Source organism: Streptomyces griseoluteus (genome assembly GCF_004784465.1).
In the GTDB taxonomy this organism is placed as follows: domain Bacteria; phylum Actinomycetota; class Actinomycetes; order Streptomycetales; family Streptomycetaceae; genus Streptomyces; species Streptomyces griseoluteus.
On the sequence record NZ_SRRU01000001.1, the window covers coordinates 1,065,566 to 1,085,586 of the forward strand.

20 protein-coding genes and 1 pseudogene are annotated in these 20,021 nt (G+C 70.8%); 11 read left to right on the plus strand and 10 right to left on the minus strand.

Annotated elements, in window-relative coordinates; translation table 11 throughout:
- Positions 1–279: 279 nt before the first annotated feature.
- Both whiG and E5082_RS04945 read left to right on the plus strand, forming a co-directional pair.
- Positions 280–1,122 carry an RNA polymerase sigma factor WhiG gene (whiG, locus tag E5082_RS04940; protein ID WP_031183700.1) on the plus strand — a complete coding sequence of 281 codons (843 nt, stop codon included), beginning with the start codon at positions 280–282 and terminating at the stop codon, positions 1,120–1,122.
- A gap of 64 nt (positions 1,123–1,186) precedes the next feature.
- Positions 1,187–1,744 carry a TetR/AcrR family transcriptional regulator gene (locus tag E5082_RS04945; RefSeq protein WP_135790141.1) on the plus strand — a complete coding sequence of 186 codons (558 nt, stop codon included), beginning with the start codon at positions 1,187–1,189 and terminating at the stop codon, positions 1,742–1,744.
- Between the two features lie 20 nt (positions 1,745–1,764).
- Here the strand turns inward: E5082_RS04945 and E5082_RS04950 are convergent, their stop codons facing one another.
- A complete protein-coding gene (locus E5082_RS04950) occupies positions 1,765–2,343 on the minus strand; it encodes a M23 family metallopeptidase (protein WP_135790005.1) in 579 nt (192 codons plus the stop codon).
- 271 nt (positions 2,344–2,614) lie between these two features.
- On the opposite strand from E5082_RS04950, the gene rpsB reads away from it, so the two are divergent.
- From rpsB to E5082_RS04975, 5 genes are all read left to right on the plus strand, one after another.
- Complete coding sequence (gene rpsB / locus E5082_RS04955; RefSeq protein ID WP_135790006.1) at positions 2,615–3,514, plus strand: 30S ribosomal protein S2; 900 nt, start codon at positions 2,615–2,617, stop codon at positions 3,512–3,514.
- A gap of 148 nt (positions 3,515–3,662) precedes the next feature.
- Positions 3,663–4,499, plus strand: a complete 837-nt coding sequence (tsf, locus tag E5082_RS04960; RefSeq protein ID WP_030808611.1) for a translation elongation factor Ts — start codon at positions 3,663–3,665, stop codon at positions 4,497–4,499.
- A 190-nt stretch (positions 4,500–4,689) separates the two neighbouring features.
- Positions 4,690–5,448 (plus strand): UMP kinase, encoded by a 759-nt coding sequence (gene pyrH, locus E5082_RS04965; protein ID WP_086694692.1) that lies wholly within the window; start codon positions 4,690–4,692, stop codon positions 5,446–5,448.
- Between the two features lie 180 nt (positions 5,449–5,628).
- The gene (gene frr, locus E5082_RS04970; RefSeq protein ID WP_026248385.1) at positions 5,629–6,186 is read left to right on the plus strand and encodes a ribosome recycling factor; all 558 of its coding nucleotides are present in this window, start codon (positions 5,629–5,631) and stop codon (positions 6,184–6,186) included.
- Positions 6,186–7,226, plus strand: a complete 1,041-nt coding sequence (locus E5082_RS04975; protein ID WP_135790007.1) for a phosphatidate cytidylyltransferase — start codon at positions 6,186–6,188, stop codon at positions 7,224–7,226. Before frr ends, E5082_RS04975 begins: the two co-directional genes overlap by 1 nt.
- Positions 7,227–7,521: 295 nt before the next feature.
- Here the strand turns inward: E5082_RS04975 and E5082_RS04980 are convergent, their stop codons facing one another.
- Entirely contained in the window at positions 7,522–7,737 is a 216-nt protein-coding gene (locus E5082_RS04980; RefSeq protein WP_135790008.1) for a hypothetical protein, read from the minus strand.
- A gap of 142 nt (positions 7,738–7,879) precedes the next feature.
- Positions 7,880–8,023 (minus strand): hypothetical protein, encoded by a 144-nt coding sequence (locus tag E5082_RS32620; protein WP_208766223.1) that lies wholly within the window; start codon positions 8,021–8,023, stop codon positions 7,880–7,882.
- 209 nt (positions 8,024–8,232) lie between these two features.
- On the opposite strand from E5082_RS32620, the gene rlmN reads away from it, so the two are divergent.
- The 4 genes from rlmN (at position 8,233) to E5082_RS05000 (ending at position 13,316) form a co-directional block, all read left to right on the plus strand.
- The gene (gene rlmN, locus E5082_RS04985; RefSeq protein ID WP_135790009.1) at positions 8,233–9,339 is read left to right on the plus strand and encodes a dual-specificity RNA methyltransferase RlmN; all 1,107 of its coding nucleotides are present in this window, start codon (positions 8,233–8,235) and stop codon (positions 9,337–9,339) included.
- 229 nt (positions 9,340–9,568) lie between these two features.
- The gene (locus tag E5082_RS04990; RefSeq protein ID WP_135790010.1) at positions 9,569–10,642 is read left to right on the plus strand and encodes a thiamine ABC transporter substrate-binding protein; all 1,074 of its coding nucleotides are present in this window, start codon (positions 9,569–9,571) and stop codon (positions 10,640–10,642) included.
- A gap of 50 nt (positions 10,643–10,692) precedes the next feature.
- Positions 10,693–12,294: an ABC transporter permease gene (locus E5082_RS04995; protein ID WP_135790011.1), complete on the plus strand. Its 1,602-nt coding sequence runs from the start codon at positions 10,693–10,695 to the stop codon at positions 12,292–12,294.
- Positions 12,294–13,316, plus strand: coding sequence for an ABC transporter ATP-binding protein (locus E5082_RS05000; protein WP_135790012.1), 1,023 nt, complete (start codon positions 12,294–12,296; stop codon positions 13,314–13,316). Before E5082_RS04995 ends, E5082_RS05000 begins: the two co-directional genes overlap by 1 nt.
- Positions 13,317–13,389: 73 nt before the next feature.
- Here E5082_RS05000 and E5082_RS05005 read toward each other — a convergent pair whose 3' ends face one another.
- From E5082_RS05005 to E5082_RS05035, 7 genes and pseudogenes are all read right to left on the minus strand, one after another.
- Positions 13,390–14,091 (minus strand): LAETG motif-containing sortase-dependent surface protein, encoded by a 702-nt coding sequence (locus E5082_RS05005; RefSeq protein ID WP_167513983.1) that lies wholly within the window; start codon positions 14,089–14,091, stop codon positions 13,390–13,392.
- Positions 14,092–14,249: 158 nt separating this feature from the next.
- Positions 14,250–15,377, minus strand: a complete 1,128-nt coding sequence (locus tag E5082_RS05010; RefSeq protein WP_135790013.1) for an LOG family protein — start codon at positions 15,375–15,377, stop codon at positions 14,250–14,252.
- 42 nt (positions 15,378–15,419) lie between these two features.
- Positions 15,420–15,975: pseudogene (locus E5082_RS05015) on the minus strand (chloramphenicol phosphotransferase CPT family protein).
- Positions 15,976–15,985: 10 nt separating this feature from the next.
- Positions 15,986–16,393, minus strand: a complete 408-nt coding sequence (locus E5082_RS05020) for a VOC family protein (RefSeq protein ID WP_135790014.1) — start codon at positions 16,391–16,393, stop codon at positions 15,986–15,988.
- A 104-nt stretch (positions 16,394–16,497) separates the two neighbouring features.
- A complete protein-coding gene (locus E5082_RS05025) occupies positions 16,498–17,754 on the minus strand; it encodes a hypothetical protein (protein ID WP_135790015.1) in 1,257 nt (418 codons plus the stop codon).
- Entirely contained in the window at positions 17,736–18,476 is a 741-nt protein-coding gene (locus tag E5082_RS05030; protein ID WP_135790016.1) for an ABC transporter ATP-binding protein, read from the minus strand. Before E5082_RS05030 ends, E5082_RS05025 begins: the two co-directional genes overlap by 19 nt.
- A gap of 179 nt (positions 18,477–18,655) precedes the next feature.
- Positions 18,656–20,020 (minus strand): aspartate aminotransferase family protein, encoded by a 1,365-nt coding sequence (locus E5082_RS05035; RefSeq protein WP_135790017.1) that lies wholly within the window; start codon positions 20,018–20,020, stop codon positions 18,656–18,658.
- Position 20,021: the final 1 nt, after the last annotated feature.

The window sequence follows — 20,021 nt, forward strand, 5'->3', positions numbered from 1 at the left end:
TTGACGCCCGTAACCGGTCACGCTGAGCGAACCGGGTGAAGCGAGGGAGCGGGGCCGGACAGGGGTGCGCGCACGGGTGGTGCCGCACTGTTCGCACACCGCGACTCCTCAGTCACGCTACGCTCACGAAAGCTCGGGCGCCGAGGGGCCGGCCCGGCCCGCGCCCCGCTGCGCGGCCCACGCCCACCGACGGCCCGGTACCCAGCTCCCCTACCCCGCACCCCCACCCACGGCACGGCAGTTCACAGCACTTCACGGCAGAACGGCACTAGGCGACGAATGCCCCAGCACACCTCCGGCTCCGATCGGGCGGCGGCCCCCCCAGCCGCCCGCGACGGCGGCAGCGTGCGACCACCCGCTCCCTCGACGCTCGATGAGCTGTGGCGGTCGTACAAGGCGACGGGGGACGAGCGCCTCCGGGAGCAGCTCATCCTGCATTACTCCCCGCTCGTGAAGTACGTCGCGGGCCGGGTCAGCGTCGGGCTGCCGCCCAACGTGGAGCAGGCCGACTTCGTCTCCTCCGGGGTGTTCGGGCTGATCGACGCGATCGAGAAGTTCGACATCGAGCGCGAGATCAAGTTCGAGACGTACGCGATCACCCGGATTCGCGGCGCCATGATCGACGAACTGCGGGCGCTGGACTGGATTCCCCGTTCGGTCCGGCAGAAGGCGCGCAACTACGAGCGGGCCTACGCCGCGCTGGAGGCGAAGCTGCGGCGGACCCCGAGCGAGCAGGAGGTCGCCACCGAGCTGGGCGTGGAGGTCGAGGAGCTGCACGCGGTCTTCAGTCAGTTGTCCCTGGCCAACGTGGTCGCGCTGGAGGAGCTGCTGCACGTCGGCGGTGAGGGCGGCGACCGGCTCAGCCTCATGGACACCCTGGAGGACACCGCCGCCGACAACCCCGTCGAGGTGGCCGAGGACCGGGAGCTGCGCCGCTTCCTGGCGCGGGCCATCAACACCCTGCCCGACCGCGAGAAGACCGTGGTCACGCTCTACTACTACGAGGGGCTGACCCTCGCCGAGATCGGCAACGTCCTCGGCGTCACCGAGAGCCGGGTCAGCCAGATCCACACCAAGTCGGTGCTCCAGCTCCGGGCCAAGCTGGCGAGCTTCGGACGCTGACTCCTGCCGCGTTTCCCGGCCGGTCCGTAAAGTGGGGGGCGTGCCAAGGATTCGAGCGGCCTCCGTGGCCGAGCACCGGTCGATGCAGCGAGCCGCCCTGCTGGACGCGGCCCGGTCCCTGCTGTCCGAGGGCGGGACGGACGCGCTGACCTTCCCCGCGCTCGCGGAGCGCACCGGTCTTGCCAGGTCGTCGGTGTACGAGTACTTCCGCTCGCGCGCCGCCGTGGTCGAGGAACTGTGCCAGGTCGACTTCCCCGTCTGGGCGGCGGAGGTCGAGGCCGCGATGGCGGACGCACCCTCCCCGGAGGGCAAGGTCGAGGCATACGTGCGCCGGCAGCTCGCCCTGGTCGGGGACCGGCGGCACCGGGCCGTCGTGGCGATCTCCGCGAGCGAACTCGACGCCGGGGCGCGGGAGAAGATCCGGGCCGCGCACGGCGGGCTCGTGGCGATGATCGTCGAGGCGCTGGCCGGCCTCGGGCACGAGGAGCCCCGGCTCGCCGCGATGCTGCTCCAGGGGGTCGTGGACGCGGCCGTGCGCCGTATCGAACTCGGCGCGGCCGAACACCCCGAGGCGATCACCGAGGCGGCGGTCGCCATGGCCCTGCGGGGCGTCCGGGGCTGAGTCTTTGGGGCTGACGCCGTTCAGCCGGCGGGCACCGGAACCCCCAGCACCGGAAGCAGCCGCGACGGACCGTGTCCGAGCAGCCAAGGCGGCAGCAGGCCGAGGGGATTCAGATAGGTCTCCCCGTCCAGCAGTCCCCAGTGCACACACGCCTCCGGGCAGTGCGACCCGGCGCCCTCCACCGTCCCCACCACCTCCCCGGCGCCCACCTCCGCACCCGCCTTCACCCCGGCGCGCACCGGCTCGTACGTCGTCCGCAGCGAGGTGCCCGCCAGGGCCACCGCGACCACGCCCCGCCCGGCCACCCGCCCCGCGTACGACACCCGGCCCGCCGCAACCACCCGCACCGGAGCGCCCGGCACCGCCGCCAGGTCCACACCCCGGTGCCCGGCGGCGTACACGGTGGCGGGTGGCTCCCAGCCGCGCAGCACCGCCGGACGCGTCCCCACCGGCCAGGTCCGGGCCAGCGTGGGCACCCGCTCACCAGGAGGTCTCTCCTCGGGCGACGGCTCCGCCCACGCCAGGGGCGTGAGCACGGCAAAGGCCAGCAGCAGGGGCAGAAGCGCCCAGTTCAGCAGGTAACGCACCAGTGATCGCATGCGAGAACCCTGCCGCCCGCCTGCGGATCTTGGCGGGATCTGTGGACAACCTGCCGGTTGTGGACAGCGGCGTCACCCGGTGCCCTGGCCGTCCCGTACACTTCTTCTGGCGATCCGGGTCACCGGGTCGACTTCGCACGCCCCGGTACGAGGCCCGTCACAGGGTTCGTACAAGCGCCCCTCGGTCCTTCGCGGCACGGCGCACCGCGGGCGTCAGGCGCGACCGCCGTCCGGCGGACGCGGCACAACCGAGAAACTCAAGGAGATGGCCATGGCCGTCGTCACGATGCGGGAGCTGCTGGAGAGCGGCGTCCACTTCGGTCACCAGACCCGTCGCTGGAACCCGAAGATGAAGCGCTTCATCTTCACCGAGCGCAACGGCATCTACATCATCGACCTGCTCCAGTCGCTGTCGTACATCGACCGCGCCTACGAGTTCGTCAAGGAGACCGTCGCCCACGGCGGCACGGTCATGTTCGTCGGCACGAAGAAGCAGGCGCAGGAGGCCATCGCCGAGCAGGCCACCCGCGTCGGCATGCCCTACGTCAACCAGCGCTGGCTGGGTGGCATGCTCACCAACTTCTCGACCGTCTACAAGCGTCTGCAGCGCCTCAAGGAGCTCGAGCAGATCGACTTCGAGGACGTCGCCGCCTCCGGTCTGACCAAGAAGGAGCTGCTGGTCCTCTCCCGCGAGAAGGCCAAGCTCGAGAAGACCCTCGGTGGTATCCGCGAGATGCAGAAGGTGCCCAGCGCCGTCTGGATCGTGGACACCAAGAAGGAGCACATCGCGGTCGGCGAGGCCCGGAAGCTCAACATCCCGGTCGTCGCCATCCTCGACACCAACTGCGACCCCGACGAGGTCGACTACAAGATCCCGGGCAACGACGACGCGATCCGCTCCGTCACCCTGCTCACCCGCGTGATCGCCGACGCCGTCGCCGAGGGCCTCATCTCCCGCTCGCGCGTCGCCACCGGTGACAAGGGCGAGAAGGCCGCGGCCGAGCCGCTGGCCGAGTGGGAGCGCGACCTGCTCGAGGGCGAGAAGAAGGCCGACGACGCCGCCGAGGCCGTCGAGATCGCCGCCGAGGCGCCGGCCCCCGACGCCGCGGTCTCCGAGGCCGTCGAAGAGGCTGCCGCCGAGGTCGAGGCCCCCACGGCCGAGCAGGCCTGACACCGGCGCTGACGGTGGGGGCGGCACGAACCGGCGCCCCCGCCCGTCATCCGTAGCCCGACACGACGCCCGCGACCCGGCCACCGGCCGGTCGCGGGCCCGTGCGGATCTCCGATCTCCCAAGACTTCCAGAAAGACTCACAGACTCATGGCGAACTACACCGCCGCCGACGTCAAGAAGCTCCGTGAGCTCACCGGCGCCGGCATGATGGACTGCAAGAAGGCGCTGGACGAGGCCGAGGGCAACGTCGAGAAGGCCGTCGAGGCGCTGCGCATCAAGGGCCAGAAGGGCGTCGCCAAGCGCGAGGGCCGCTCCGCCGAGAACGGCGCCGTGGTCTCCATCATCGCCGACGACAACTCCGAGGGTGTCCTCGTCGAGCTGAAGTGCGAGACGGACTTCGTCGCCAAGGGTGACAAGTTCCAGGCCGTGGCCAACGCCATCGCCGAGCACGTCGCCAAGACCTCCCCGGCCGACATCGAGGCGCTCCTCGCCTCCGAGATCGAGCCCGGCAAGACCGTCCAGGCGTTCGTGGACGAGGCCAACGCCAACCTCGGCGAGAAGATCGTCCTGGACCGCTTCGCGCAGTTCACCGACGGTTACGTCACCGCGTACATGCACCGCACGATGCCCGACCTGCCCCCGCAGATCGGTGTCCTCGTCGAGCTGGACAAGCCCAACGCCGAGGTCGCCAAGGGCATCGCCCAGCACATCGCCGCGTTCGCGCCGAAGTACCTCTCCAAGGAGGACGTGCCGGCCGAGGTCGTCGAGTCCGAGCGTCGCATCGCCGAGGAGACCACCCGCGCCGAGGGCAAGCCCGAGGCCGCGATCGCCAAGATCGTCGAGGGTCGCCTCAACGGCTTCTTCAAGGACGCCACGGTGCTCGGCCAGCCGTACGCCCTGGACAACAAGAAGTCGGTCCAGAAGGTGCTGGACGAGGCCGGTGTCACCCTGAAGCGCTTCTCGCGCATCAAGGTCGGCATCTGAGTCCGTACCGCGATCGACGCGCGACCCCGATAGGGTCGACAGCAGTCGTCCGTGCAGACCGCCGTCCGCGGCTGTGCGGCGGACGGCAGCAGATCTGACGAGGAGGCCATTGCCGCGTAAGGGAGCGAGAAGCGACCCACCGGCAATGGCCTTCTTCGTATGTGCAACACGTGAAAGAGGCGGGATCCCCATGACCACCAAGGCCCAGAAGAGCGACGACGGCAAAGTGCGCGGCCGGTTTCTGCTGAAGCTGTCCGGAGAGGCCTTCTCCGGCGGCGGTGGCCTCGGCGTCGACCCGGACGTGGTGCACAAGATCGCCCGCGAGATCGCCGCCGTCGTGCGTGACGGCGCCGAGATCGCGGTCGTGATCGGCGGCGGCAACTTCTTCCGCGGCGCCGAGCTGCAGCAGCGCGGCATGGACCGGGCCCGCTCCGACTACATGGGCATGCTCGGCACCGTGATGAACTGCCTCGCCCTCCAGGACTTCCTGGAGAAGGAGGGCATCGACAGCCGCGTGCAGACCGCCATCACCATGGGCCAGGTCGCCGAGCCGTACATCCCGCTGCGCGCCATCCGGCACCTGGAGAAGGGCCGCGTGGTCATCTTCGGTGCCGGGATGGGCATGCCGTACTTCTCCACCGACACCACCGCCGCCCAGCGCGCCCTGGAGATCGACGCCGAGGCGCTGCTCATGGGCAAGAACGGGGTGGACGGGGTCTACGACGCCGACCCCAAGACCAACCCCGACGCCGTCAAGTTCGACGCGCTCGGCTACGGCGAGGTCATCACCCGCGACCTCAAGGTCGCCGACGCCACCGCCGTCACCCTGTGCCGTGACAACAGCCTGCCGATCCTCGTCTTCGAGCTGCTGGCCGAGGGCAATATCGCGCGGGCCGTCAAGGGTGAGAAGATCGGCACGCTCGTGGGTGACGAGGGCAGCCGGGACTGACCGGCGACCCCGCCCCCACCGGCGCGACCCGTCCGGGGCAAGGACGGGACGCGCCCCGGCCGGAGGATGGACAATGTCCTGTCGGTCGGGAACCGTGCAGGAAGCAGACGCGACGCAGCCGGCCCGCCGCCCGATCGGGCGCCGCGGCCGGGCCTTACTCAAGACACGCAGGAGCAAGTGGTGATCGAAGAGACCCTCCTCGAAGCCGAGGAGAAGATGGAGAAGGCCGTCGTGGTCGCCAAGGAGGACTTCGCCGCGATCCGCACCGGCCGTGCGCACCCCGCGATGTTCAACAAGATCGTGGCGGACTACTACGGTGCCCCGACGCCGATCAACCAGCTCGCCTCGTTCTCCGTGCCGGAGCCGCGCATGGCCGTGGTGACCCCGTTCGACAAGAGCGCGCTGCGCAACATCGAGCAGGCGATCCGTGACTCCGACCTGGGCGTCAACCCCAGCAACGACGGCAACATCATCCGTGTGGTGTTCCCCGAGCTGACCGAGGAGCGCCGCCGCGACTACATCAAGGTCGCCAAGCACAAGGCGGAGGACGCCAAGGTCTCGATCCGCTCCGTGCGCCGCAAGGCCAAGGACGCCATCGACAAGCTGATCAAGGACGGCGAGGTCGGCGAGGACGAGGGCCGCCGCGCGGAGAAGGAGCTCGACGACCTGACCGCCAAGTACGTGGCGCAGGTGGACGAGCTGCTCAAGCACAAGGAAGCGGAGTTGCTCGAAGTCTGATGAGCGACTCTTCCTGGGGGGCGCCGTCGCAGGCGGGGCAGGCCGGGTACTGGGGGCCCACCGTGGGTGGGCCTGTCCAGGGGGCTGTCACGGCGGGCCCCGCATACGATGCGCCCGAGGCGCAGCAGACTCGCCCCATGCCCAGCGTGCCCGACGTACCCGCGTATGGCGGAGACCAGGACGACGACCCGATGCCTGACGCCCCTCAGCCGGTGCCCGTGCCGAAGAAGACCGCGGGCCGTGACCTGAGCGCGGCCATAGGCGTCGGCGTGGGGCTCGGCGTGGTCATCCTCGCCTCGCTCTTCGTCGTCAAGGCCGTGTTCGTCGGTGTGGTCGCCGTCGCGGTGGTCGTCGGTCTGTGGGAGCTGACCAGCCGGCTCCAGGAGCGCAAGGGGATCAAGGCACCCCTGGTTCCGCTCGCGGTGGGCGGTGCGGCCATGGTGGTCGCCGGTTACGCGAGCGATGCCGAGGGTGCCTGGGTCGCCATGGCGTTCACCGCGCTGGCCGTCCTGGTCTGGCGGATGACCCAGCCGCCGGAGGGCTACCTCAAGGACGTCACGGCCGGTGTCTTCGCCGCGTTCTACGTGCCGTTCCTGGCGACCTTCGTCGCGATGATGCTCACCGCCGACGACGGTGCCTGGCGGGTGCTGACGTTCCTGGTCCTCACCGTGGTCAGCGACACCGGCGCGTACGCGGTCGGCTGGCGCTTCGGCAAGCACAAGCTCGCTCCGCGCATCAGCCCCGGCAAGACCCGCGAGGGCCTGCTGGGCGCGATCGCCTTCGCCATGGTCGCCGGCGCGCTGTGCATGCAGTTCCTCATCGACGACGGCGCCTGGTGGCAGGGCCTGGTCCTCGGCCTCGCGGTCGCGGGCAGCGCCACGCTGGGCGACCTCGGCGAGTCCATGATCAAGCGTGACCTGGGCATCAAGGACATGGGCACCCTCCTCCCCGGTCACGGAGGAATCATGGACCGCCTGGACTCCTTGCTCCCCACGGCACCGGTGGTATGGCTACTGCTGGTGGCGTTCGTGGGGTCCTGAGCCCGACGCACATCTCGGCCTTCGGGCCCTGCCCCTAGGAGGGCAGGGCCCGTTGGTGTCTGCGACACTGTTACCACCATGCCCAAGCCCGGAGAACTTGCAGCAGCCGGGCAGCAACAGGCTCCCTACTAGCGCTTTTGGCGTGGGTAGAGGGCCTGTTGTGGGTCACTGGGCGGTCTCTGGGCCGTGGGCCGCTTAAGCGTGCCCGACGGGTCGGCACAGTCCCTGCGACTCTCCCGGCTACGGTCGCGTGGGAGCACCCCGCAGCGCGTGACTGCGGGGCGCCTTGCGAGGGTCAGTCGATCATCTGACCGTCGTACTTTCCGCCCTTACAGGTCCCGGTCGCCAAATCGACTTTTCCGCCGCCGTCCTCGCACTCACCCCTGGTGGGGGCGGCACCGCTGGGGGCGGCGTGGGTGGCGGCGATGGCGGCGGTGGTGGCGCCTGTCAGGCCCAGTCCGGCGAGGGCTGCCGTGGTGATGACGGCGGCGAGGCTTCGTCGAATGCGCATTTCGTTCGCCTTTCACAGATTATCTCTGTTGGGACACCAATCAGCCTGATATTCACCCATGTGGGTGGCACGTCGTGTTGGGCCATTCGGGTGACAGTGCCGGCGGGTGCGGGGTCGGGGACGCGACCACATAGGACACGGTCTAAAGTGCTCGTTTCAATTCGGCGGTGTGCTGCGGGCAGTACACCGGCGGAGCTTCGATGGCCATGATCCGCCCCGCCTCGTCCGGATCGGCAGCTTGCATGGTCTCCACCACAGAGTTCGGACTGTCGCCGGCGTCACGCACGTGCCTGCATTCGTCTCCCTGCCGCCAAGACCCACAGGGTGATCACACCGCACCCCCACAGCCAGGTCGGCGCGTTATCCCACGCTGTCCCTGGGCCGTCCCTGGGCCGTCCGAGGGCGCCCAACAGCGACCGGCGACGACCACTACCGACAGTCGTGGCAACCGGCAGCCGCAGGTCACCCGATTGGATCTGCGACACTGTTACCACCATGCCCAAGCCCGGAGAACTCACTTTCGTCGCCCCCCGCGGAGCCAAGAAGCCGCCGCGGCATCTCGCTGATCTTTCGCCCGCTGAGCGGAAGGACGCCGTCGCGGAGACGGGGGAGAAGCCGTTTCGTGCCAAGCAGCTCTCGCAGCACTACTTCGCGCGGTACGCGCACGACCCCGAGCAGTGGACGGACATCCCGGCCGGCTCGCGGGAGAAGCTGCGGGAGGCGCTGTTCCCGGAGCTGATGTCGGTGGTCCGGCACCTGGCCACCGACCAGGGGACCACCCGTAAGACCCTGTGGCGGCTGTTCGACGGCACGCTCGTTGAGTCGGTGCTGATGCGGTACCCGGACCGGGTCACCATGTGCATCAGCAGCCAGGCCGGGTGCGGGATGAACTGTCCGTTCTGCGCGACCGGGCAGGCTGGGCTGGACCGGAATCTGTCCACCGCCGAGATCGTGCACCAGATCGTGGACGGCATGCGGGCGCTGAGGGACGGCGAGGTGCCCGGCGGTCCCGCGCGGCTCTCCAACATCGTCTTCATGGGCATGGGCGAGCCGCTCGCCAACTACAAGCGTGTGGTCGGCGCCATCCGGGCCCTCACCGACCCCGCCCCCGACGGCCTCGGGCTGTCCCAGCGCGGCATCACCGTGTCGACGGTCGGCCTCGTCCCCGCCATCCACCGCTTCGCCGACGAGGGCTTCAAGTGCCGGCTGGCGATCTCCCTGCACGCCCCCGACGACGAGCTGCGCGACACCCTCGTCCCCGTGAACACGCGGTGGAAGGTGCGCGAGGTGCTGGACGCCGGGTTGGAGTACGCGGAGAAGTCGGGCCGCCGGCTGTCCATCGAGTACGCCCTGATCCGGGACATCAACGACCAGGCGTGGCGCGGCGACCGGCTCGGCCGGATGCTCAAGGGCAGGCCCGTGCACGTCAACCTGATCCCGCTCAACCCCACCCCCGGCTCCAAGTGGACCGCCTCCCGTCCCGAGGACGAGAAGGCGTTCGTGGAGGCCATCGCCGCGCACGGCGTGCCGGTGACCGTCCGGGACACCCGCGGTCAGGAGATCGACGGGGCGTGTGGCCAGCTCGCGGCCACCGAGCGGTAACCTGAGCCGGTCAGTACAACGTCATACCAGTCATACATCTGCATATTCCGACAGGGGAGCGCCACAGCGCTGAGAGTGCGGCAACCAGGCCGCAGACCCTCTGAACCTCGCCCAGGTCATTCTGGGTAGGAAGTTCGGTCATCACTCAAGCTGTTGTGCCCTGCCCGGTCTCCCGCGCGGAGTCCGGGCAGGGCCGCGTCTCTTCCTGGCCCACCCAGGAGGACCACCAGTGCACACCAAGACCTTCGTGGCCGCGGCGGTCGGCCTCGGCCTGCTCACGCTCTCCGCGTGCGGGTCCACCGACACCAAGGGGGCCGCGGACACCAGGACCGTGACCCTCGTCAGCCACGACTCGTGGGCCGCGTCCAAGAACGTGATCGCGGACTTCGAGAAGCAGTCCGGCTACCGGTTGCGCGTCCTCAAGGACGGCGACGCCGGGCAGGCCGTCAACAAGGCGGTCCTCACCAAGGACAACCCGCAGGGCGACGTCTTCTTCGGCGTCGACAACACCCTGCTCTCCCGCGCCCTCGACAACGGCCTCTTCCAGCCGTACGCCGCCAAGGGCCTCGGCCAGGTCGACCCCGCCTTCCAGCTCGACGCGGCGGGGCACCGCGTCACCCCGGTCGACCACGGCGACATCTGCGTCAACTACGACAAGGCGTACTTCACCGAGCACAAGCTGAAGCCGCCGCGCACCTTCGCCGACCTCGCGGACCCGAAGTACAAGAACCTCCTGGTCACCGAGAACGCCGCCACCTCCTCGCCCGGCCTCGGCTTCCTGCTCGGCAGCGCGGCCGGTTACGGCGACAAGGGCTGGGAGGGGTACTGGAAGAAGCTGAAGGCCAACGGCGTCAAGGTCGTCGACGGCTGGGAGCAGGCGTACTACCAGGAGTTCTCCGGCTCCTCCGAGGGCAGGAAGGCGGGCGGCGACCGGCCGCTCGTCGTGTCGTACGCCTCCTCGCCGCCCGCCGAGGTGATCTACGCCAAGAAGAAGCCGAAGACCGCCCCGACCGGCGTCTCGGACGGCACCTGCTTCCGGCAGGTCGAGTTCGCCGGCCTGCTGAACCACGCGAAGAACCCCGCGGGCGGCAAGGCGTTCCTCGACTTCCTGCTGTCGAAGCAGTTCCAGCAGGACATGCCGCTGAACATGTTCGTGTACCCGGTGATCAAGAACGCGAAGGTCCCGGCCGAGTTCACCGAGTACGGGCCCGCCGCAAAGGACCCGGCGACCATGGCGCCCGAGAAGATCGCCGCCAACCGCGACCAGTGGGTCAGCTCGTGGACGTCACTCGTTCTGAAGTAACGCAGGCAGCGGGACGGCGAGGCCGCGGGAGCGCGGCGCGGCTGGGGTTCATGGCCCTGCCCGTCGCGTTCTTCGCGCTGTTCTTCGCCTGGCCCGTCGCCGCGATCACGGCGCGCGGGCTCAAGGCCGACGGCACCTGGCACCTCGGGCGGTTCGCCGAGGTGCTGGGCCGCTCCGACATCCGGCACGTGCTCTGGTTCACCACCTGGCAGGCCCTCGCCTCCACCGCGCTCACCCTGCTGATCGCGCTGCCCGCCGCCTGGGTCTTCGCCCGGCTGGAGTTCCCGGCCAAGCAGGTGCTGCGGGCCGTGGTCACCGTGCCGTTCGTGCTGCCCACGGTGGTCGTCGGTACCGCGTTCCTCGCCCTGGTCGGCCACGGCGGACTGCTGGACGAACTGTGGGGCGTCCGGCTGGACACCACGGTGTGGGCGATCCTCCTCGCGCACGTCTTCTTCAACTACGCCGTCGTCGTCCGCACCGTCGGCGGGCTCTGGGGACAGCTCGACCCCCGGCAGGAGGAGGCCGCCCGGATGCTCGGCGCCTCCCCGCTGCGCGCCTGGCGCCAGGTGACCCTGCCCGCACTGGCGCCCGCCGTGGCCGCCGCCGCGCTGATGGTCTTCCTGTTCACCTTCACTTCCTTCGGCGTGGTCCAGATCCTCGGCGGGCCCACCTTCTCCACCCTGGAGGTGGAGATCTACCGCCAGACCTCCGAGGTGTTCGACCTGACCACGGCCGCCGTCCTCACCCTGGTGCAGTTCGCCGCGGTCGGCGCGATCCTCGCCGTGCACGCCTGGACGGTACGGCGCCGGGAGACCGCGCTGCGCCTGGTCGACGCCTCCGTCACCGCCCGCCGTCCGCGCGGCGCCGGCCAGTGGGCGCTGCTCGGCGGGGTGCTCGCCACCGTCGCGCTGCTGCTGGTGCTGCCGCTCGGCGTGCTGGTGCGCCGCTCGCTGGACGCGCCGGGCCTCGGCTACTACCGGGCACTGACCGACGCCGACGGCGGTACGTTCCTGGTGGCCCCGCTGCACGCGGTGTGGACCTCGCTGGAGTACGCGGTCGCCGCCACCGGTATCGCCCTGGTGGTCGGCGCCCTGGCCGCCGCAGCGCTGGCCCGCCGGGACGCGGGCCGGCTGATGCGCGGGTTCGACGCGCTGTTGATGCTGCCGCTCGGCGTCTCCGCCGTGACGGTCGGCTTCGGCTTCCTGATCGCGCTGGACGAGCCGCCGCTGGACCTGCGCCAGTCCTGGTTCCTGGTCCCGCTCGCCCAGGCGCTGGTCGGCGCCCCCTTCGTCGTACGGACCATGCTGCCGGTCCTGCGGGCGGTGGACACCCGGCTCAGGGAGGCGGCGGCCGTGCTGGGTGCCTCGCCCTGGCGGGTGTGGCGGGAGGTCGATCTGCCGTTGGTGCGGCGGGCGTTGCTGATCGCGGCGGGGTTCGCCTTCGCGGTCTCGCTCGGTGAGTTCGGGGCGACCGTGTTCATCGCCCGGCCCGACAACCCCACGCTGCCGGTCGCGGTGGCCCGGCTGCTGAGCCGGCCGGGGGAGCTGAACTACGGCCAGGCGATGGCCCTTTCCACGATTCTCATGGTGGTCTGCGCGGCCGCGCTGCTCCTGCTGGAGCGGCTGCGCACCGACCGGACGGGGGAGTTCTGATGCTGCTGAGCCTTGAGGAGGCGACCGTCCGTCTCGGCGGGCGGCCGGTGCTCGACACGGTGGACCTCGGTGTCACCGAGCACGAGGTGGTGTGTGTGCTCGGGCCCAGCGGCAGCGGCAAGTCGACCCTGCTGCGGAGCGTGGCGGGCCTCCAGCCCCTCTCCTCGGGGCGGGTGCTGCTCGACGGCCGGGACCAGGCGGGGGTGCCCGCGCACCGGCGCGGGGTCGGGCTGATGTTCCAGGACCACCAGCTCTTCCCGCAGCGGGACGTGGGCGGCAACGTCGCCTTCGGGCTCCGCATGCACGGCATGCCCAAGGGCCAACGGGAGATTCAGGTAAGGGAGTTGCTGGAGCTGGTCGGGCTGCCCGGCGCGGCCCGGCGGGCGGTGGCCGGGCTGTCGGGCGGGGAGCAGCAGCGGGTCGCCCTCGCGCGGGCGCTCGCGCCCCGGCCGAGGCTGCTGATGCTGGACGAGCCGCTCGGGCAGCTGGACCGCTCGCTGCGGGAGCGGCTGGTGGTCGAACTCCGGGAACTTTTTGGCCGGTTGGGCACCACCGTGCTCGCCGTCACCCATGACCAGGGCGAGGCGTTCGCGCTGGCCGACCGGGTGGTGGTGATGCGGGACGGGCGGATCGCTCAGTCCGGGACCCCGCTGGAGGTGTGGCGCAGGCCGGCCGACGCCTTCGTGGCCCGCTTCCTCGGCTTCGAGAACGTGGTTCCGGCGAGCGTGACCGGGGTGGCCGCCGACACCCCGTGGGGCAAGCTGCCCGTGCCCGAGGGGTCACCTCAGGGGGCAGGTGAGCTGCTGGTGCGGCCCGCCGGGGTGCGGCTCGTGGGCGTCGGTGAGGGCCTCGCCTGCACGGTGACCGCCCGCACCTTCAAGGGCACCCATGTGGCGCTCCGGCTCCAGCCACGTGGCGGCGGCCCGCACCTGGAGGCGGCCTGCCCGCTGCGCGAGGCGCCGGAGACCGGCGCCGAGACCGGGGTGGAGTTCGACGTGGCGGAGACCGTCGTACTCGGCTGACCCGCGCGAAGACAGTGGCCCGCCCCCGTGCGTGACGGGGACGGGCCGCTGTCGGCTACGGCGGGCGGAAGCGTCAGCTACCGCTCTTCGCGCCACGGCGGCGCATGCCGAAGTACACCGCGCCACCGCCGACGACGACGAGGGCACCGGCGACACCGGCGATCAGGCCGGTGTTGGAGTTCGCACCGGTCTCGGCGAGGTTGGAGTCACCGATCGCCGCGGAGGGGGCGTTGCTCGGCGCCTCGGACACCGGGGCGGCGGCGCTGCTCTCGCTCGCGGACGGGGTGGCGCTGTCCTCGGCCGGAGCCGACGCGGACGGGGCCGGCGCCGGGGACTCGGAGGCGGGCGGCGTGGGGGAGGGGGACTCCTCCTTCTTGCACGCGGTCGCCGGAGCCGTCAGGTTGGGCTCGATGTTCTTGTTGTCGATGAAGCGGGGCACGTTGACGTTGACGCGGTAGACCGCACCGGGCGCCCAGTCCTCGTCGAAGACGATCGTGGCGCCTTCCTTGGTGCCGATCACCACCTGCTCGCCGATCTTCTTCTCGTCGGCGCCGTTGTTCTCCAGGAACACCGAGACGGTGGCCTTCTGGCCGGAGAAGTCGCGGTCGGTGACGGTGATCTGGCCCTTCTCACCCTTGCACGTGGCCTCGGCCTTGAACTCGCCGATGTTGCAGGCGAGAGCCTGACCGGAGACACCCAGGACCAGGGCGGCCGACGCGGAGGCCAGGCCCAGGATGCGCACGGAGCGGCGCGCGTTACGGCGGGATATGGACAAGTCATGTCCTTTGCTGAGTGCAGAACTGCGGGGGGTAGAAGGGGAGTTGGAGCGGCGGACGGAACGGAGCCCCAGCATCCCCACAAGACACACAGGTTTATAAGCGCGCCATAAGCATGTCAATGCGTAGGCGGTCAACGGGCGTTGACTTTACCTTTTTATTGCCCGGCGAGACGTTTCAACGCGTCGGAAGCCAGCTCGATCCGGCCAACCAGGGCGATACGGGACTCCATCGGCCGTTCCCGTGCCAACGCCCGCAGCAGTGGCCAGGTGGGGAGCTTCTCGGTCCAGTGCTCCTCGTCCACCAGCACCATGGGCGTCGGATTGCCGCGCGAGCCGTAGTAGTTGGGGGTGGCGTTGTCGAAGATCTCCTGTACGGTCCCGGCCGCGCCCGGCAGGAACACCACCCCGGCGTTGGAGCGGGCCAACAGGCCGTCCTCGCGGGTGGCGTTGGCGAAGTACTTGCCGAGGTGGGAGGCGAACGCGTTGGGCGGCTCGTGCCCGTAGAACCAGGTCGGGATGCCCACCGAGGCGCCCCCGTCCGGCCAGCGCTCCCGCACCTCGAAGGCGGCCCGCGCCCAGTCCGTCACGGAGGGGGTGAACGAGGGTGCCTTGGCCAGAATCCGCAGGGCCTCGGTCAGCATCGCGTCCTCGAACGGTGCCGCGTACGCCCCGAGGTTGGCCGCCTCCATCGCGCCCGGACCGCCCCCGGTCGCCACCGTGAAGCCGGCGCGGGCCAGTTCGCGGCCGAGCCGGGCCGCACCCGCGTACTCCTCGGTGCCACGCGCCATCGCGTGGCCGCCCATGACGCCCACCACCCGTGCGCCGGTGAGGAGTTCGTCCAGTGCGTCGGAGATGGAATCGTCGTGGACCGCGCGCAGCATCGAGGCGAGGATGTCGCCGTCGGACTTGGTCCGCTGGAACCACGCGTACGCCAGCGCGTCCGGCGTCGCCTCGTATCCGTCGGCCAGCGAGGCGAACAACTCCTCGGGGGTGTAGACGAATCCGCGGTACGGGTCGAAGGGCAGGCCCGGCACCGAAGGGAACACCAGGGCGCCACGGGCGGTGAGGTGCGCGGCCGCGCCGAGGTGCATGGGGCACCCGAGGAAGACGGCGCCCGTGGTGTCCAGCCTCAGCAGGTCTTCCGTACGGCCGGTCAAGTCGACGGCCTGTACGCGGAACCCCGCGAGTGTCCCGTGCGCGGCGACGACGGCGTCGAACTCCGCCAGCGACTCGATCTCATGGTCCGGGGCGACCTCTTCGGGCCGGGCGGGTATCGGAGGCATCCGCACATGCTAGGGCGTGTCCCACTCCCCGGCCCCGCCTCATCACTCGATGGAGTACCGGGCCCGCAGCCGGCTGAAGGCGGTCGGGGCCGGCCGGTGAGGGAGGAAGTCCCGGATGCGCGGCGCAGGCGCGCGGGGACGCGGTACTCGTGTCGCACTCCAGGTCGTAGTCGCCGTGGGCGTGGACGAGGTCGTACTGCAGGGCGGCGAGGCCCGCCTCCCGGTCACCGCGGGCCCGCTCGCGCCGCTCCAGCTCCTCCCGTGGGCAGTGGACGCCTACGAAGAGGACGTCCTCGGGGGGCAGTACGGTCAGGCAGTCGGTCAGCCGCCATGGCTCGCTGAGCACGTGGTCCACCACCAGGTCGTTGCCCACCTCGGCCATGGCGGCGACCGAGCGGTGGAAGCCGAGGCGGGTCCGGCGCAGCGCGGCGTCGAACTCCTCCTCGGACAGCTCCCGTTGGGCTCGCATCGCGTTGAAGGCGTCCACCGAGAGGTGCGAGTACACGCCGTCGTCCAGGAGGCCGAGCAGCTCGCGCGCGATGCTCGACTTCCCGGAACTCGACGTGCCGTTGAGGAAGATGATCCGGCCGGGTGTCATGCGGGCATACTCACCCCTGGACGGCGGCGGGGTCCATCCACATGATCTCCCAGGTGTGGCCGTCGAGGTCGTCGAAGGCACGGCCGTACATGAAGCCGTGGTCCTGGGTCTGGCCGTGCGAGGTGCCGCCCGCCGCGATGGCCTTCTCCACCAGCTCGTCCACCTTCTCCCGGCTCTCCGCGCTCAGACAGAGCAGGGTCTCGCTGGAGGTGCGGGAGTCCACGATCTTCTTCTGGGTGAACTGGGCGTAGTGCGCGGGCGAGAGGAACATCGCCACGATGGTGTCGCTGATCATCACGCTGACCACGTCGTCCGTGCTGAACTGCTCGTTGATGCCGTAACCCAGGTCGCTGTAGAACTTCCGGGTGGCGGGCACGTCGGCGGTGACCAGGTTCACGAAGATCATCTGCTGGTACATCGGTTCTCCCCTGCTACAAGTGCGCGAGCTGCTTTCGCCGGTATAGACGACGGGCCGCCGGAGAACTCATCGGCGGCCCGCGAACTTTCTTTCCCGCTCGTCCCTCAGCGCGTCGGCGGCAGCGCCGACAGGTAGGCGATCAGCAGGGTGAGCGGTACGAACAGGGCGATCAGCGCGGCGGCCCGCAGGGCGGCGGAGCCCCGCAGCATGGTGGCCGGGGCGCCGAGGCGGAGCAGCGCGGCCGTCGTGTCGGCGCGGGACTGGCGGGTCTCGACGGCGGCCGTCAGCAGCGTGGCCAGTGCGCAGCCGCCGACCACCAGGGTGGCGACGGTCGACAGCGGGCCGAAGGCGGCGGCCGGCTGGTCGTACATCGCGGTCGTGGCGAGCGCGGCCGACGTCACCGCGCAGACCACCCCCAGTGGGCGCCCGATCCGTGTGGCCTCCGACATCAGCACCCGCCCCGCCAGCAGCCGCAGCGCGCCGGGCTGTGCCGACTGGAGCACCCGCCCGCACAGGTAGGTGAGGCCCGGCGCGGCCAGGACCAGTCCGAGCGCGGTGAGCAGCCAGCCGGCCAGCACAGCCGCGCCCTCCACGGGCAGCGCCAGCATGGACGCCGGGGCGGCCCGGTTCGCGTACGCCTGTACGGCGAGACCCGCCGCCAGCGCGGCGACACCCCAGGGGAAGCCCGCCGGGGCCTCTCGGGGCGGCGGCGCGACGGTCAGCACGTCCGACCAGCCTTCGGCCTCGGCTTCCACCGGGGCTTCCGCCGAAGCGGGCGCCTCCGTCCTGTTCAGGACGGCGTGCCAGCGGGCGCCGAAGGACGCCGTGCCCTTGGCGGCGGGCCGGCGCGGGTCCCGGGGGCGCAGGCTCAGCGCCACCGCGCCGGACGCGGTGAGCGGCAGCAGCGCCAGCAGCGTCAGCGCGGCCGGTACCGGCAGCGGCCGGTCGGCCGCGAGGAACTGCGCGCCTTTCCCGTCGATGGGCAGCCCCGACAGGTCGCCGCGCAGATGCAGGAAGAACAGCAGGGCGACCATGGAGCCCAGCGTGCAGGCGAGCAGGGTGGTCAGCGCCGAGACCGCCATCAGCCGGCCCGGCCCGAGCCCCACCGCCGACAGCCCCGGCCGGGGCCGGGTGCCGGGGTCGGTACGGGCCACCGCCAGCGCCAGGTAGACCGTCGCCGCGAGCGGCACCACGCACCAGGCCAGGCGCAGCGCCGCCGCGCCCGGCGTCTGGGGGTGGCCCATCGCGTAGCCGAGGGAGCCGAGCAGCAGGAAGCCGGTGCCCGCCGAGGCGGCCGCCACCAGCAGGCGGCGCAACTGGACGGCGGGCCGGGCCGCGCGGGTCAGACGGAGAGCGAGCACGCCGCCCGGCCTTCCGTGTCCGGGGCGTCGGGGAGGTGCACGGTCTTCACCCGGCGCCCGTCCAGCAGCGAGACCGAGCGGTCGGCGAGGGCCGCCGTTTCGGAGTCGTGGGTGGCGAGGACCACCGTGATGCCGTGTGAGCGGGCGGCCGTGGTCAGCGTGCGCAGGACGTGCCCGCGGTCTGCGCGGTGCAGCGGCGCGGTCGGCTCGTCGGCGAACAGCACCGTCGGTCCGGGGGCCAGCGCGCGGGCGATGGCGACGCGCTGCCGCTCCGCCTGGAGCAGTTCGTGCGGGCGCTTCCTGGACTTGTCGCCCACGTCCAGCCGCTCCAGCCACTCCATCGCGGCCACCTTGGCGCGGCGGCGGCCGGTTCCACGCAGCATCAGCGGCAGGGCCGCGTTCTCCCAGACGTTCAGCTCCGGCACGAGCGCCGGGGCCGGGTCGATCCAGCCGAACCGGTCGCGGCGCAGCTTCTCGCGGGCCATCGGGCCCAGGGTGTGAACGGGGGAGCTGTTGAACCACACCTCGCCCCCGTCCACCCGGACCTGCCCGGACAGACAGCGCAGCAGGCTCGTCTTGCCACTGCCGCGCGGGCCGCAGACCGCGAGGATCTCGCTCTCCCGGACGCCCAGCGAGATGCCGGCGATGCCGGGCGAGCCGTCGGGATGTTTGAAGTGCAGGGAGCGTGCCCACAGCACGTCGTTGTCCGGCGGAGCCTCCATGGCGTACACCTCGGTTCTGATCCGTTTTCCCGTGTCCTTGTGCCCTGTTCGGGGGAACGAAGACCGGGCCGATCGGTCACTGGGCACGCTAGGCAGCACCGAGGGGGAGGCGGCACAGCACACGGCCCCGGGCCGCCGTTCTCACTCGAACGGGCGGCGCGGGGCCGGGGCCGGCGGGGTCAGAGCTTGGTCCACGCCTCCGTCAGGGTCGCGCGCAGGATCTGCTCGATCTCGTCGAACGTCTCCTGGTTGGCGATCAGCGGCGGGGCCAGCTGGATCACCGGGTCACCGCGGTCGTCGGCACGGCAGTACAGGCCGTTCTCGAACAGGGCCTTGGAGAGGAAGCCGTACAGGACGCGCTCGATCTCGTCGGCGTCGAAGGACTCCTTGGTGTTCTTGTCCTTCACCAGCTCGATGCCGTAGAAGAAGCCGTTGCCGCGGACGTCGCCGACGATCGGCAGGTCGTGCAGCTTCTGCAGGGTGCGCAGGAAGGCGCCCTCGTTGTCCAGGACGTGCTGGTTCAGGCCCTCGCGCTCGAACAGGTCGAGGTTGGCGAGGCCGACCGCGGCGGAGACCGGGTGGCCGCCGAAGGTGTAGCCGTGCAGGAAGACGTTGTCGTCCCGGTAGAACGGCTCGGCGATCCGGTCGGAGACGACGGTCGCGCCGATCGGGGAGTAGCCCGAGGTCATGCCCTTGGCGCAGGTGATGATGTCGGGGACGTAGCCGAACTTGTCGCAGGCGAACATCGTGCCCAGGCGGCCGAAGGCGCAGATGACCTCGTCCGAGACGAGCAGCACGTCGTACTGGTCGCAGATCTCGCGCACCCGCTGGAAGTAGCCGGGCGGCGGCGGGAAGCAGCCGCCGGCGTTCTGCACCGGCTCCACGAAGACCGCGGCGACCGTGTCCGGGCCCTCGAAGAGGATCTGCTGCTCGATCTGGTCGGCGGCCCAGCGGCCGAACGCCTCCGGGTCCTCACCGTGGATCGGGGCGCGGTAGATGTTGGTGTTCGCCACCTTGTGCGCGCCCGGCACCAGCGGCTCGAAGGGCGCCTTCAGCGCGGGCAGGCCGGTGATGGACAGGGCGCCCTGCGGGGTGCCGTGGTAGGCCAGCGAGCGGGATATCACCTTGTGCTTGGCGGGCTTGCCGACCAGCTTGAAGTACTGCTTGGCCAGCTTCCACGCGGTCTCCACGGCCTCGCCGCCGCCGGTGGTGAAGAAGACCTTGTTGAGGTCGCCGGGGGCGTAGCCGGCCAGCCGCTCGGCCAGCTCGATCGCCTTCGGGTGGGCGTAGGACCACACCGGGAAGAAGGCCAGCTCCTGCGCCTGCTTCAGCGCGGTCTCGGCCAGCTCCACGCGGCCGTGCCCGGCCTGGACCACGAACAGGCCCGCCAGGCCGTCGAGGTACCGCTTGCCCTTGTCGTCGAAGACGTGGGTGCCCTCGCCCCGCACGATGGTGGGGACGGGCGAGTTCTCGTACGACGACATGCGGGTGAAGTGCATCCACAGGTGGTCGTACGCGGTGCGGCTGAGGTCCTTCTGCGTCACG

What these genes read in the sequence shown, in the direction of transcription:
- E5082_RS05000 (WP_135790012.1), top strand. Translation starts at nt 12,294, where the DNA reads ATGCTGCTGAGCCTTGAGGAGGCGACCGTCCGTCTCGGCGGGCGGCCG.
- rlmN (WP_135790009.1), top strand. Translation starts at nt 8,233, where the DNA reads ATGCCCAAGCCCGGAGAACTCACTTTCGTCGCCCCCCGCGGAGCCAAG.
- E5082_RS05020 (WP_135790014.1), bottom strand. Translation starts at nt 16,393, where the DNA reads ATGTACCAGCAGATGATCTTCGTGAACCTGGTCACCGCCGACGTGCCC.
- pyrH (WP_086694692.1), top strand. Translation starts at nt 4,690, where the DNA reads ATGACCACCAAGGCCCAGAAGAGCGACGACGGCAAAGTGCGCGGCCGG.
- E5082_RS05010 (WP_135790013.1), bottom strand. Translation starts at nt 15,377, where the DNA reads ATGCCTCCGATACCCGCCCGGCCCGAAGAGGTCGCCCCGGACCATGAG.
- E5082_RS04950 (WP_135790005.1), bottom strand. Translation starts at nt 2,343, where the DNA reads ATGCGATCACTGGTGCGTTACCTGCTGAACTGGGCGCTTCTGCCCCTG.
- E5082_RS04980 (WP_135790008.1), bottom strand. Translation starts at nt 7,737, where the DNA reads ATGCGCATTCGACGAAGCCTCGCCGCCGTCATCACCACGGCAGCCCTC.
- E5082_RS05030 (WP_135790016.1), bottom strand. Translation starts at nt 18,476, where the DNA reads ATGGAGGCTCCGCCGGACAACGACGTGCTGTGGGCACGCTCCCTGCAC.
- rpsB (WP_135790006.1), top strand. Translation starts at nt 2,615, where the DNA reads ATGGCCGTCGTCACGATGCGGGAGCTGCTGGAGAGCGGCGTCCACTTC.
- E5082_RS04975 (WP_135790007.1), top strand. Translation starts at nt 6,186, where the DNA reads ATGAGCGACTCTTCCTGGGGGGCGCCGTCGCAGGCGGGGCAGGCCGGG.
- E5082_RS04995 (WP_135790011.1), top strand. Translation starts at nt 10,693, where the DNA reads ATGGCCCTGCCCGTCGCGTTCTTCGCGCTGTTCTTCGCCTGGCCCGTC.
- tsf (WP_030808611.1), top strand. Translation starts at nt 3,663, where the DNA reads ATGGCGAACTACACCGCCGCCGACGTCAAGAAGCTCCGTGAGCTCACC.
- whiG (WP_031183700.1), top strand. Translation starts at nt 280, where the DNA reads ATGCCCCAGCACACCTCCGGCTCCGATCGGGCGGCGGCCCCCCCAGCC.